Below are 13,275 nucleotides of genomic sequence, written 5' to 3'. Positions count from 1 at the left end.
CCTCCATGTCTGGTGACCTGCACGTTTCCACGGCTGTCATAGTCGTTGCCGCTGGAAGTGGTACCCGTTTGGGTGCAGAACTTCCGAAGGCTTTTGTTGACCTCGCCGGTCAGTCATTGTTGGAGCGTTCACTACGCTCCATCATTTTGCTTCCCTACCCGGTCCAGGTTGTCATTGTGGCCCCGGCAGATTTCCTCGCAGATGCCCACGCGATTGCGCACAAAGTTGCTCCAGGATTAGACGCTCTTGTCTCTGTTGTCACCGGTGGCGCTACTCGCCATGATTCCGTAGCTCGGGGTCTTGCTGAAGTGCAGCCCTCAGTTTCCACTGTTTTGGTACATGACGCGGCACGCGCGTTGACGCCCACCACCCTTTTTGCAGATGTAGACATGGCCGTTCAGGCAACTGGAGCAGGAATTGTTCCTGCACTACCCGTGGTGGACTCCCTCAAGCAGGTGGATGTCACCGGCGGAGTGTTAGGCATTGCAGACCGGGAACAATTGCGTGCGGCACAGACACCCCAGGGTTTCCCTCGCGCTGAACTCGACGCTGCCTATGCGGCAGCCGGATCTTCTGACTACACCGACGATGCAGCATTATTTGCTGCCCATGGGGGAGCAGTGACGACTATTCCAGGTGACGAAGTTGCCTTCAAGATCACCACTGCCTGGGACTTGAACAGGGCACATCAGGTATTAGGTGGTATCCCTGATGCTCATCGCGTGGGCACTGGTATTGATGTGCATGCATTTGGCGAAGTAGAAAACTTGTGGCTTGCTGGTCTGCACTGGCCTGGCGAAAAGGAACTTTCTGGTCACAGCGATGGCGATGCGGTCGCACACGCCATCTGCGACGCGCTGCTCTCTGCAGCTGGCTTGGGTGATATCGGATCACGTTTTGGCACAGCAGATCCTGCCTATGCCAATGCCTCCGGGGAAGTGTTTGTTCGCGGCACCATCGAACTCTTAGCTGCTGAAGGCTTCGAGCCTGTCAACGTTTCGGTCCAGATTGTGGGAAACAAGCCCCGCTTTAGTGCACGCCGTGAGGAAGCACAGGCAGTACTTACCGAGTGGGTGGGTGCACCGGTTTCCGTGTCCGCAACGACCACCGACGGCCTCGGTTTCACCGGCCGCGGCGAGGGTGTTGCGGCAATCGCAACTGCACTCGTTCGCAAGCGCTAACGGCGCTCGAAGGTAGGCTGGACACGTGAGCATGCGTCTATTCGACTCAAAGGAACAAGCCCTTCGAGACTTTATTCCCCTGACCCCTGGCCAGGTTGGAATGTACGTGTGTGGACCCACCGTGCAGTCGAGCCCCCACGTGGGTCACCTGCGCAGTGCACTTGTGTATGACCAGCTGCGTCGATGGCTCACCCATGAAGGTTTCAACGTCACACTGGTGCGTAACGTCACTGATATCGATGACAAGGTTTTAGATAACGCTAAGGCCGGCGGTGTCGAGCAGTGGTGGGCTTTGGCATACCGCATGGAAGCAGAGTTCACAGCCGCCTATGACCTGCTTGGCATTCAGCGCCCCACCTATGAACCTCGTGCTACCGCAAGCATCCCTGAGATGATTGCCATCATTGAGCGCTTGATTGAGCGAGGTCACGCATACCCTGCAGCAGATGGTTCCGGAGATGTTTACTTCGACACCGCATCTTGGTCCGCATATGGTGAACTGACCAACCAAAAGCCTGCCGAGATGGAAGCTGCCACAGATGCAGATCCTCGCGGTAAGAAGGCACCACAAGACTTCGCCCTCTGGAAGGGCCACAAGGCCGGCGACCCTGACTCGGCCTCCTGGAAATCTCCGTGGGGTGTAGGTCGTCCCGGTTGGCACATCGAATGCTCGGCCATGTCGACAAAGTATCTGGGTACCTCCTTTGATATTCACGGTGGTGGCCTCGACCTGCGCTTCCCCCACCACGAAAACGAATTGGCACAGTCTTCTGCTGCCGGCGATGGCTTCGCCCAGTACTGGCTCCACAACGGACTGGTTTCCGTAGGCGGCCAGAAGATGAGTAAGTCGTTGGGCAACTCAGTCTTTGCCGCCGACCTGCTGGATAAAGCAAAGCCTGTTGTGTTGCGCTACCTCCTTGGCTCGGCGCAGTATCGCTCCACGCTTGAACTCCACGATCGTGCCATTGCTGAAGCGAAAGCCTCATTCGAGCGCATCGAAGGATTCCTGGAACGTGTTATCCGTGACGCAGGAGAGCTTGTCTCTGCTGATGTTCCTGCTGCGTTCCGCTCAGCAATGAATGATGATCTCAACATTCCTGCTGCGCTCGCCGTGGTCTTTGACCTCGTTCGCTCCGGAAATAGTGCACTGGATGCTGGTGATGTTGCTACCGCTGCATCACAGGCGGCAGAGGTTGTCGCCATGCTCGATGTGTTGGGTGTGAACCCACTCGATGCTTCCTGGGCAACGAATTCTTCCCAGGGGGATGCTGCCCTGGATTTGCTCATGGCTGAACTCCTTGAAGCACGTGCTACCGCACGCGCGAACAAGGACTTCGCCACTGCTGACTTACTGCGCGAGCGTCTTGCCGCTGCAGGTATCACGATCGAAGACACCCCCAACGGGGCACATTGGAGTTTCAATGGCAGGTAAGCCTCGGGCTGGAGCAGTCCGCAAATCAGGTAAGGGACCATCTAAGGGAACAGGTGGCCTTGGTCGTCGTGCACTCGAAGGTAAGGGGCCAACCCCTAAGGCAGAGGATCGCGAATGGCACCCAGCCGGTAAGGCAAAGATTCGTCGCGAGAAGCTTGCTGCCATGGGCAAGCTCAACCGCAACACCACTGATTCACGCAAGCCTGTGCAGAAGCGTGCGAAGGCAAGTGATGACACTGAGGTAGTCACCGGTCGTAACTCAGTGCTGGAAGCACTGCGTGCACGAATCCCGGCCACTGCGTTTTATATAGCCACTCGTATTGAGATGGATGACCGCGTTAAGGAAATGATTTCCATTGCCACCCAGCGCGGCATTCCCATCCTCGAAGTGATGAAGCCAGAGCTGGACCGCATGGGCGGCTATGACTCCGTGCACCAGGGTGTTGCCATCAAGGTTCCCCCCTACGAATACGCACACCCCAACGATCTTCTGGAAGCAACCTTTGAGAAGAACAAGACTCCTCTCTTCGTTGCCCTCGATGGCATCACTGACCCTCGAAACCTGGGTGCAATCATTCGTTCCACCGCAGCTTTTGGTGGCAACGGAATCATCTTGCCTCAGCGTCGTTCGGTGGGTGTAACCGCTGCTGCCTGGAAGACTTCTGCCGGTGCGGCAGCGCGTCTTCCTGTTGCAATGGCCTCTAACCTCACCGCAACCATCAAGTCCTTCAAGGATCAAGGAGTCTTTGTCATTGGTCTTGATGGCGGTGGAGACACCATGCTTCCAGGTCTTGAGTTGGCTGATCGTCCACTGCTGATTGTGGTGGGAAATGAAGGCAAGGGGCTGTCCAAGCTCGTTACCGAGAACTGCGACGCCATCGTCTCGATTCCTATTTCGGCCAGCACCGAGTCCCTGAATGCAGGTATTGCTGCCAGCGTTGCACTCTATGAAGTAGCGCGCCTGCGTTCAGGAGCCGTTTAGCAAATTCCCAGCGTTCACACGTACTCTAGTCTTTGCGTGTTTTGACGAACGTCTTATTACGTCCCCCACACATTTGGAGAAAACGAGCATGAGCACCGGAGCCCACGGCAACCGACCCACTCGAAACCAGCAGCGTGAAGCTGCTCGTGCGAAGGCGAAAGAACTTCGCGTTCAACAGCAGAAGTCCGACAAGCGTCGCAAGCTGTTTATTCAAGGCGGTGTTGCTGTTGCAGTAATCGCCATCGCAGCAATCTTTATTTCCACCATTGCAACTTCTGCACCCAAGGAAGGTCCTCGCCCCGCCAACATGGCCAGCGATGGCATCGTCCTCAGTGGCGCAGACATGGCTGCTGTTCTCAGCGATGCCGGTGCACCAGGTGCTGACCCGGTAGCAAACCAGCCTCTACTGGGAAGCTCCACCGTGGCCATCCAGGTGTATGAGGACTACCTCTGCCCTGCATGCCAGGCATTCGATAAGGCAAACGCAGAACAGCTGCAGACCCTTGTTGAAGCTGGTGCTGCCACCCTCGAGATTCACCCCATTGGCATGCTTGCTAACAACTCTGCAGGAACGAAGTACTCACTGCGTTCGGCCGCTGCTGCAGCATGTGTTGCCAATTACTCTCCTGACACCTACTGGAAGGTCAACCAGGCTTTCTATGCAAACCAGCCTCAAGAAGGAACCCCTGGTTTGAACGATGACGAGATCACCGCCCTGATCGATGCGCAGAAGCCAAAGAACCAGGACAAGATTGCTAAGTGCATCAAGGACAAGACCTTCATTCCTTGGGCAACCAAGGCAACTGACTATGCACTGAATGGTCCTATGGCTCAGGCCGCAAAGGACTCTGGTGCAAAGGGTGTGGGCACCCCCACCATCCTGGTCAATGGCAAGGTGTACACCGGCTCGATTGTTGACCCCAAGGAATTCTTGGCATTCATCACTCAGGTCGCTGGCGAGTCTGCCTCGACGACTCCCGCCACTCCTGCCGCAGGTTAGGATTAACGGGTAGTGAGGTCCTAGACCTCACACAAGCCGACTTGGCGCAATTGGTAGCGCACCGCTCTTGTAAAGCGGGGGTTGTGGGTTCGAGTCCCATAGTCGGCCCGTGTTAGACGACCGTGATCGTTCCATTCTCGATTTCGAACGAGAGTGGTGGCAGCATCCCGGCGCTAAAGAAGATGCCATCAGACAAACCTTCGGTTTGTCACCTGCGAGGTATTACCAAATACTGAGCAAGTTGATGGATTCTGAACAAGCTTTGGCTTATGACCCCATGTTGGTCAAACGGTTACATCGAGTGCGTGATGAGCGCCGTGCATCCCGTCAAAAGAGAATTAACCCAGAATCCTCAGATAAGAACTGAGAGAATAGAACGATGTCTGAAAAAACGCAGCGCGACCAGTTCGACGACCTAGCCCCTGGGCTGGAGCGTCGCGGTGTTCACCGCGCACCCAAGCGTCGTGGCGCTGGCTTCGTTCCCTTCGCGTGGGCAGCTCTTGCCACCGGTGTTTTGGTTGTGGGCGGAGTGGGAACACTGATCGTCACCAGCGACAGCATCAGCATGAAAGATTTTGAGGGCATCTTTGCTTTGCCCACAGCAACTGCGTCGGCAACACCCCGAGTGACCCCTGCGCCAACCATTGACCCAGCATCTGTGGTCAACGTGCTCAATGCAACTGAGACCACCGGACTTGCTACCGAAGTTGGAGATCAACTTGCTGGTGAAGGCTGGACCATTGGGGCCAAGTCCAACGCCAGTGAATTGGCAGAAAAGACATACATTTACTACGGCAACCCCACTCTCGAAGGTGCTGCGCGTGGTCTGGCGAAGTCCTTAGGTTTTGGCGAAATTAAGCTGACCGATGCCTACATTGAGAGCTCCGCACAGCTCACTTTGGTCATTGGTGCCGATTACGCCGGTTAAATCGTTGTCAATTCGCGACATTTAAAAGTTAGGCAAGGCTAACTGTTTTCTGTGTTTCACCAGTAGTGTGAGACCAACGGCACAAGCGATTTGTGTGTGTCGGTTGGGATACTGCAATTGGAGTTACACATGGCCACTGGAACCGTTAAGTGGTTCAACGCTGAAAAGGGCTACGGTTTTGTAACCGTAGACGGCGACGAGCAGGACGTATTCGTCCACTACTCCGCTATCGACATGAACGGCTACAAGGTCCTCGAAGAGGGCCAGAAGGTTGTTTTCGAAATCGGTACCGGAAACAAGGGTCCTCAGGCAGAGTCGGTTCGACTGGCTTAAAGCCTCGTAATATTCGGGCACGCCCGAACTAACGCCGTCCACGATTGTGGGCGGCGTTAGTCTTTGTCTCGTGACTACTCAATCGCGTTCTCTGATCCGTATTGTCGGTGTGGCAGCAGCTGGTGCTTTAGCGCTTGGTTTGGCCGCATGTTCAGGTGGAGCCTCCGGCCCCGCCACTCCCGACTACAAGTCCACCTACAAGGCACCTGAGCCTGTTGCCTACGCACCTTTGACTGGTGTTGCTCTGGCAGCTGGCACAACTGTGGGCCCTGCTTTGTCGGTGAAGATTTGTAACGTCTTCCACTGTGAACCACAGGATGGTCTCAACCAGGCAGATGTGGTCTTCGAAGAGATCGTGGAAGGTGGCATCAGCCGCTACGTCGGTATTTGGAACTCGAATGTTCCCGTCACTGTCGGCCCCGTTCGTTCTTTGCGTCCGATGGATGCAGATATTGCTGCGCCTTTCGGCGGCATCATCGCTTACTCCGGATATGGGGCACAGGAAACTCGTGACCTTGCTGTCGACACCGGTCTGGTGAACATCACCGAGAATGACCCTGCGATGTATCGCAACGACTACAACGTTGCTCCCTACAACCTGATGCTGCACGCACAGGAAGCTATTGCCGCTAACCCCGGACTGGCAGCTCCTGCACAGCAGTGGGCATATTCTTCTTCACTGGCTACCTCGACTGCAGTGCTGGATGGAACTCCTGCATCTTCCGTGCAGAACATTTTCAGCAACCAGAGTGACAACACTTGGACCTATGACGGTGCATCGGGTCGCTACCTGCGCACCCAGTGGGAAGGTCCAGACCTCGACCTTACTGGTGCTCAGCTTTCTGCCGCCAACGTTGTTGTGATGCGCGTGAATGTGGATGAGTTTGTTGGCGTTCCCCGCACCCGCATGGTGGACTCCGGTGAGCTCTTTGTGCTCAGTGGTGGCAAGGTTGTCCACGGCACCTGGAGTAAGGCAGGAACTGCCTCGCCGATCGTGTTCAAGGGCGACAATGGTGTCACTATTCGACTTGCACCAGGTAACACCTGGATCGAGATGGTTCCCCTGGATTCTTATGTTCCAGCTGGAAGCGTGACCATTACCGAATAGGTCATTCTCTACGTAGTTGATGCCCTCCCCGTTGGGGAGGGCATCAACACTTTCGCTCAGCGCGGACGTACTTGCACTCGAGGGATGAGAGTGCCAATATTGGATTAGCACTCGATTGAATTGAGTGCTAATTCCTGAAGTATTTCGTACGTCCGGGAGGGACGAAAAACAACCATGGCAAAAATCATTGCTTTTGATGAAGAGGCACGTCGCGGTCTAGAGCGCGGTCTGAACATCCTTGCTGACACCGTCAAGGTCACCCTTGGCCCACGTGGACGCAACGTCGTCCTCGAAAAGAAGTGGGGCGCCCCCACGATTACTAACGATGGTGTGTCCATCGCGAAGGAAATCGAACTGGACGACCCATTCGAGAAGATCGGCGCTGAGCTGGTTAAGGAAGTTGCCAAGAAGACCGATGACGTCGCTGGTGACGGAACTACCACCGCTACCGTTCTTGCTCAGGCACTCGTTCGCGAAGGTCTTCGCAACGTAGCTGCTGGTGCAGACCCCATCTCGCTCAAGCGCGGTATTGAGAAGGCTGTTGCAGCTGTTTCTGAGGAACTCATCAACAACGCTAAGGAAGTTGAGACCAAGGAAGAGATCGCAGCTACCGCTTCTATCTCCGCTGCTGACCCCGAGATCGGCGCACTGATCGCTGAAGCTATCGACAAGGTTGGTAAGGAAGGTGTGGTCACCGTTGAGGAGTCCAACGCTTTCGGCACCGAGCTCGAGCTCACCGAGGGTATGCGCTTCGACAAGGGTTACCTCTCCGCATACTTCGTTACTGACCCAGAGCGTCAGGAAGCAGTATTCGAGGACCCCTACATCCTCATCGTGAACAGCAAGGTTTCTAACATCAAGGACCTGCTGCCCATCGTGGACAAGGTCATCCAGACCGGTAAGCAGCTGCTCATCATCGCGGAAGACGTCGATGGCGAAGCACTGGCAACCCTCGTTGTCAACAAGATCCGTGGCATCTTCAAGTCAGTAGCTGTCAAGGCTCCTGGCTTCGGTGACCGCCGCAAGGCCATGCTCCAGGACATCGCGATCCTCACCGGTGGTCAGGTTATCGCTGAAGAAGTTGGCCTCAAGCTCGAAAACGTTGAACTCGACATGCTGGGTAAGGCTCGCAAGGTTGTTATCACCAAGGACGAGACCACCATCGTGGAGGGTGCAGGCGACGCAGACCAGATTGCTGGCCGCGTAGCTCAGATCCGTGCAGAGATCGACAACACCGATTCCGACTACGACCGCGAGAAGCTCCAGGAGCGCCTGGCTAAGCTCGCCGGTGGTGTTGCAGTAATCAAGGCAGGTGCTGCTACCGAGGTTGAACTCAAGGAGCGCAAGCACCGCATTGAGGATGCTGTTCGTAACGCAAAGGCTGCTGTTGAAGAGGGTATTGTCCCCGGTGGTGGTGTTGCACTCATCCAGGCAGGCAAGACCGCTTTCGAGAAGCTTGCTCTCACCGGTGACGAAGCAACTGGTGCAAACATCGTGAAGGTAGCTATCGAAGCTCCTCTGCGTCAGATTGCACTCAACGCTGGTCACGAGCCCGGTGTTGTTGTTGACAAGGTTCGTTCACTCACCATCGGTTGGGGCCTCAACGCTGCAACTGACGAGTACGTCGACCTCCTGTCTGCAGGCATCATTGACCCCGCAAAGGTAACTCGCTCGGCACTGCAGAACGCAGCGTCGATCGCAGCTCTCTTCCTCACCACTGAGGCAGTTGTTGCAGAGAAGCCTGAGAAGGCAGCCCCACCAATGGGTGACCCTTCTGGCGGCATGGACTTCTAAGTCCTACTCCAACCAATAAAGAACGCCTCCCCGCCGATTGGGGAGGCGTTCTTTATTGTTTCTGCGGACTTACCCGCGGAACATTCGTGCGGTGGCGTGCTCAACCTCGGTGTATTGCTGAGCAGCAATCGACAACGCATGGTTGATGGAGTTCAGTGACTCATCCACGCGCTGGGCAGTGAGATGCCACTCGGAAACCACTGCTTGGAATGCGGTGGCAGCAGCACCGCTCCATGATCCTTGAAGATTGCTGAGCTGAGTGTGGAGGGCAAGAACTTCACTCTGGATGCGTGAGATGGACTGCTGTGCAGCTGAACTTGCATGTAGGACAGCTTCGCTGTCGACGTGAAAGACGGGCATGTTTACTCCTTGTGATCAGGAGAGCGCATCCGACCCCTGAGCGGAGGGGGAGTGCTGCGGGCCGGATGCGCTCTGCCCTTGAAGATATGAGGTCTTCGTACAACCAGCTATACCGCAGATGAGAGTTGGGGACTTTTTAGCCCTCGTCGGGAGTGTGGACAACAGGAAGAGTCACCGAGAAGGTTGCCCCACCACCCTTGGTTGCAGTGACGTCGATACGACCGTTGTGTGCCTTCACGATGGAAGCAACAATGGCCAGACCCAGACCACTACCTCCGGTCTCACGAGTTCGTGAGTTATCTGCGCGATAGAAGCGCTCAAAGATTTTCTCTCGAATCTGCTTGGGGATTCCCTCACCGTGGTCAACCACAGAAATAGTTACTTCTGCCGCCTTGTCATCGTGACTGACCACAATCTCCAGCGGAGAACCAGATGGGGTGAAGCGCAGCGCATTGCCCATCAGGTTAGTCACAACCTGGCGGATCTTGTTTTCAGCAGCAAGGATCTCGACTGAGTCTCCCTCAACGGTGATGGTGCGCTCGGGATCAAATGCCCGAGCATCCAGTGCGGCATCGTGTGCGATGGTGAGCAAATCAAACTTGCCAATTTCTAAGGGCCTGGTTTCATCCATGCGAGCAAGCTCGAGCAGGTCCTCAACCAAAGCACCCATACGGATGGCTTCCTTCTCAATACGTTCCATTGCCTGGCCAACCTCTTCAGGAGTCTGAAGAGCACCCATGCGATAGAGCTCGGCATAGCCGCGAACGGAGACCAGGGGAGTGCGTAGCTCATGGCTCGCATCTCCGACGAAGCGTTGCATCTGGTCAATCGTGCGGGCGCGATCTGCAAAGGCACGGTCGATCCGGCCCAACATGATGTTGAGCGAGCGGTTGAGGCGGCCAACCTCAGTATTCGACGGTGACGTCGAAGGAAGACGCAAACTGAGGTCACCATCTGCAATGGCAACCGCAGTGTCCTCCACCTCGCGCAGGGGCGCGAAGGTGGTGGTGACTAAGAAGCGAGTGAGCAATGCACCCACGATCACAATGGCAATACCAAGTCCTAAGAAGATGCTGAGGTAAGTGGTCATGAGCTTGTCCACGCTTGCGGTGGACAAGGCAACGACGACGGTGCCGAGGGTTCCTGTGCTGTCATCAAAGGTGACCGGAACAGCAATGGCATGAAACAGAGTTCTGCCATTGCCAGATTTGATGGGGAAGATGGCGCCATCTAAGGTGGTGGCCTGGTCGACAGTGATGCCGCTGGAGAGGTTAGGGCGTGCTGCGTCTGTCTTCTCGGTCCAGTTCTGCTCGAGCAGAATTCCACTGGCGCTATAGACAGCGTAGTAGTAGTCGGTGGGAGCAGCCTGGGTGGTTGTTCCTGCCTTGGACAGCCGCAACACACTGCTGAGATCTTGTTGAACTGCTTGAAGTTGGGTGTCGAGCTGACCGATCAACGCGGGCTTGAGCATTGCCATGGTTCCAATACCGGAAACCAGTAGACCAATCGTCAGCAACAACACAGTGACGCCGGTCACCTTGGTGCGCAAGGAGATGGCGTTCCAGCGTTCATCGAATTTGAATGGCATCACTGACAATCTAAGCAGGTTCTAGGTGGGGAAATGCTGAAAGGGCGAGACCGTGATGGTCTCGCCCTTGTCGCATTGGAGGTGTGTACTTAGGAAGCCTTGGCAACCTTGAGCATGTAACCGAAACCACGCTTGGTGGCAATGAGGGGTTCGGTGGAAACTGCGTCGAGCTTGCGACGCAGGTAGGAGACATAAGACTCCACGATTCCAGCGTCACCGTTGAAGTCGTATTCCCACACGTGATCCAGAATCTGTGCCTTGCTGAGTACTCGGTTGGGGTTGAGCATGAGGTAACGAAGCAGCTTGAACTCGGTGGGGCTCAGTTCAACCACGGAGTCGTTGACAACCACTTCGTGGGTGTCTTGATCCATCGAGATCTCACCTGCGCGGATAAGTGCTTCCTCATCTGCTTGCATGGTGCGGCGAAGGATTGCCTTGATACGTGCCACGATTTCATCGAGGCTAAAAGGCTTGGTCACGTAGTCATCGCCACCGACGGTTAGTCCCATAATCTTGTCTTGGGTGTCGTCCTTGGCGGTGAGGAAGAGGATGGGGGCGGTGTATCCGGCCGAGCGCAGTCGCTTGGTCACGGAGAAGCCGTTCATGTCCGGAAGCATCACGTCGAGCACGATCAGGTCGGGCTCTTCAGCAAGCACTGCCGAGATTGCGGCTGCGCCGTTGCCAACAGCCTGAACGTTGAACCCGGAGAACCGAAGACTTGTGGTCAGGAGGTCTCTAATGTTGGGTTCGTCATCAACTATGAGGATTCGTGGGTTTTCCATGTCTCTAGTATCTGACTGTTTCCTGAATGTAACCTGAGAGTTTTTAGGAAGCCGTCTGTGCGCACGCTGAACACCGGCAAATTCCCAGTGTTTAGGCGGGAAATTGGCAGAGAAGAAAAGTTAAACGGTGTGACCGTCAACGATTTCGTAGGAATAACCCTGCTCGGCAAGGAAGCGCTGACGGTTCAAAGCGAAGTCCTGGTCCACAGTGTCGCGAGCGACCAGGGTGTAGAACGTCGCTGTGAAACCTGACTTCTTCGGGCGCAGCAAACGACCCAGTCGCTGTGCTTCTTCCTGGCGTGAACCAAATGCGCCAGAAACCTGAATGGCAACACTAGCTTCTGGAAGGTCAACCGAGAAGTTGGCCACCTTGCTCACCACAAGAACCGGCTCACTGCCGTCACGGAAGGCATTGAATAAACGTTCACGTTCATCCACGGGTGTTGCACCGGTGATCTCGGGAACCCCCAGAGCATCGCCGAGCTCGGCAAGTTGATCGAGGTATTGGCCAATCACGAGAATGCGTTCACCCGGGTGTGCAGCAATGAGTTTTTTCGTAATGGCAATCTTCACCGGAGACGTTGCTGCCAGGCGGTATCTCTCGGCATCGCTTGCTGCGGCATAGATCAAACGTTCTTCAGGATCGAGATCAATACGTATCTCTTTACACTCCGCTGGAGAGATAAAGCCCTCCTGCTCAATCTCTTTCCACGGTGCATCAAAACGCTTGGGCCCAATCAGGCTAAAAACGTCAGACTCGCGACCGTCCTCGCGCACGAGCGTGGCGGTCAATCCCAAGCGGCGGCGAGCTTGCAGTTCTGCCGTCAATTTGAATACAGGTGCGGGAAGGAGGTGCACCTCGTCATAGATGACCAAACCCCAGTCCAACGCATCCAGCAGAGCAAGGTGAGCAAATTCACCACCGCGCTTCGCGGTGAGAATTTGATAGGTTGCAATCGTGACCGGTTTGATCTCCTTGGTTGCACCGGAGTATTCCCCGATTTCATCGGGAGTCAACGAGGTTCGCTTGAGCAGCTCATCACGCCATTGGCGGGCAGAGACGGTGTTGGTGACCAAAATCAGGGTGTCTGTCTTAGTGGCAGCCATAGCACCAGCACCGACCAGAGTCTTTCCCGCACCACACGGCAATACGACAACCCCGGAACCACCATCGAGGAAGTTGGAGACCGCCTTCTCCTGGTAGTGACGCAGCGCCCAGCCGTCCTGAGCCAAATCAATGTCGTGGTGAGCACCGGGCTTGTAACCGGCATTGTCCTCTGCGGGCCAACCGAGCTTAAGAAGTTCTTGTTTGAGTTGTCCTCTAGCCCAGGCGGCAACCTGGTAACTGCCATCCTCACGCTTGCCCTCGAGCAAGGTGGTGACCTTTTTTGAACGGGACACCTCAGACAGAACTGCTGCGTCAGAGCCTTTGAGTATGAGCGTGCCTTCAGCATCGCGTTCAATGGTGAGGCGGCCGTAGCGGTTGACCGTTTCTGCGATGTCGATGGTGACGCTGGCAGGAACCGCATACTTTGAGTACTTCTCGAGAGTGCCGAGAATTTCTTCCGCGGTGTGACCGGCAGCACGTGCATTCCACAATCCCAAGCGGGTGATGCGGTAGGTGTGAATGTGCTCAGGAGCGCGTTCAAGTTCGGCAAAAACTGCGAGGTCGTGACGGGCATCCGCAGCCTGCGGATGTGCCACCTCGAGCAATACTGAGCGATCGCTTTGAACGATCAACGGTCCATCGGGCATCTCTCTACGTTACTCCGGTTGAGAGGGGGCTG

The 13,275-nt window shown here is 55.6% G+C and carries 13 protein-coding genes and 1 tRNA gene; 10 read left to right on the top strand and 4 right to left on the bottom strand.

Annotated features, from left to right (window positions below; translation table 11 throughout):
- Positions 1-5 precede the first annotated feature (5 nt).
- The 10 genes from ispD to groL all read left to right on the top strand — a co-directional run bounded on the left by ispD (position 6) and on the right by groL (position 8,758).
- Positions 6-1,181: a 2-C-methyl-D-erythritol 4-phosphate cytidylyltransferase gene (ispD, locus tag M2120_RS04525; RefSeq protein ID WP_280797528.1), complete on the top strand. Its 1,176-nt coding sequence runs from the start codon at positions 6-8 to the stop codon at positions 1,179-1,181.
- Positions 1,182-1,206: 25 nt separating this feature from the next.
- Entirely contained in the window at positions 1,207-2,613 is a 1,407-nt protein-coding gene (cysS, locus tag M2120_RS04520; RefSeq protein ID WP_280797527.1) for a cysteine--tRNA ligase, read from the top strand.
- Positions 2,603-3,595 carry a 23S rRNA (guanosine(2251)-2'-O)-methyltransferase RlmB gene (rlmB, locus tag M2120_RS04515; RefSeq protein ID WP_280797526.1) on the top strand — a complete coding sequence of 331 codons (993 nt, stop codon included), beginning with the start codon at positions 2,603-2,605 and terminating at the stop codon, positions 3,593-3,595. The genes cysS and rlmB overlap by 11 nt, the downstream gene beginning before the upstream one ends.
- Before the next feature lie 88 nt (positions 3,596-3,683).
- Entirely contained in the window at positions 3,684-4,595 is a 912-nt protein-coding gene (locus tag M2120_RS04510) for a DsbA family protein (RefSeq protein WP_280797525.1), read from the top strand.
- A gap of 35 nt (positions 4,596-4,630) precedes the next feature.
- Positions 4,631-4,703: transfer RNA gene (locus M2120_RS04505), tRNA-Thr, on the top strand.
- A 1-nt stretch (position 4,704) separates the two neighbouring features.
- Positions 4,705-4,962 carry a DUF3263 domain-containing protein gene (locus tag M2120_RS04500; RefSeq protein ID WP_280797524.1) on the top strand — a complete coding sequence of 86 codons (258 nt, stop codon included), beginning with the start codon at positions 4,705-4,707 and terminating at the stop codon, positions 4,960-4,962.
- A 12-nt stretch (positions 4,963-4,974) separates the two neighbouring features.
- The gene (locus M2120_RS04495; RefSeq protein WP_280797523.1) at positions 4,975-5,523 is read left to right on the top strand and encodes a LytR C-terminal domain-containing protein; all 549 of its coding nucleotides are present in this window, start codon (positions 4,975-4,977) and stop codon (positions 5,521-5,523) included.
- A 129-nt stretch (positions 5,524-5,652) separates the two neighbouring features.
- A complete protein-coding gene (locus M2120_RS04490; protein ID WP_110234406.1) occupies positions 5,653-5,856 on the top strand; it encodes a cold-shock protein in 204 nt (67 codons plus the stop codon).
- 70 nt (positions 5,857-5,926) lie between these two features.
- A complete protein-coding gene (locus M2120_RS04485) occupies positions 5,927-6,964 on the top strand; it encodes a DUF3048 domain-containing protein (protein ID WP_280797522.1) in 1,038 nt (345 codons plus the stop codon).
- Between the two features lie 174 nt (positions 6,965-7,138).
- On the top strand, positions 7,139-8,758 hold the full coding sequence (groL, locus tag M2120_RS04480; RefSeq protein WP_280797521.1) for a chaperonin GroEL: 1,620 nt from the start codon (positions 7,139-7,141) through the stop codon (positions 8,756-8,758).
- A gap of 69 nt (positions 8,759-8,827) precedes the next feature.
- Here the strand turns inward: groL and M2120_RS04475 are convergent, their stop codons facing one another.
- From M2120_RS04475 to M2120_RS04460, 4 genes are all read right to left on the bottom strand, one after another.
- Positions 8,828-9,118 carry a WXG100 family type VII secretion target gene (locus M2120_RS04475; protein WP_280797520.1) on the bottom strand — a complete coding sequence of 97 codons (291 nt, stop codon included), beginning with the start codon at positions 9,116-9,118 and terminating at the stop codon, positions 8,828-8,830.
- A 136-nt stretch (positions 9,119-9,254) separates the two neighbouring features.
- On the bottom strand, positions 9,255-10,706 hold the full coding sequence (locus tag M2120_RS04470) for a sensor histidine kinase (RefSeq protein ID WP_280797519.1): 1,452 nt from the start codon (positions 10,704-10,706) through the stop codon (positions 9,255-9,257).
- Between the two features lie 89 nt (positions 10,707-10,795).
- A complete protein-coding gene (locus M2120_RS04465; RefSeq protein WP_280797518.1) occupies positions 10,796-11,488 on the bottom strand; it encodes a response regulator transcription factor in 693 nt (230 codons plus the stop codon).
- A gap of 120 nt (positions 11,489-11,608) precedes the next feature.
- Positions 11,609-13,243, bottom strand: coding sequence for a DNA repair helicase XPB (locus M2120_RS04460; protein WP_280797517.1), 1,635 nt, complete (start codon positions 13,241-13,243; stop codon positions 11,609-11,611).
- Positions 13,244-13,275 lie beyond the last annotated feature (32 nt).

It is taken from the genome of Aurantimicrobium minutum, from assembly GCF_029893825.1.
GTDB lineage: Bacteria > Actinomycetota > Actinomycetes > Actinomycetales > Microbacteriaceae > Aurantimicrobium > Aurantimicrobium minutum_C.
Note: the sequence above shows the minus strand (reverse complement) of the source record. Positions and strands in the feature narration are given on the sequence as shown.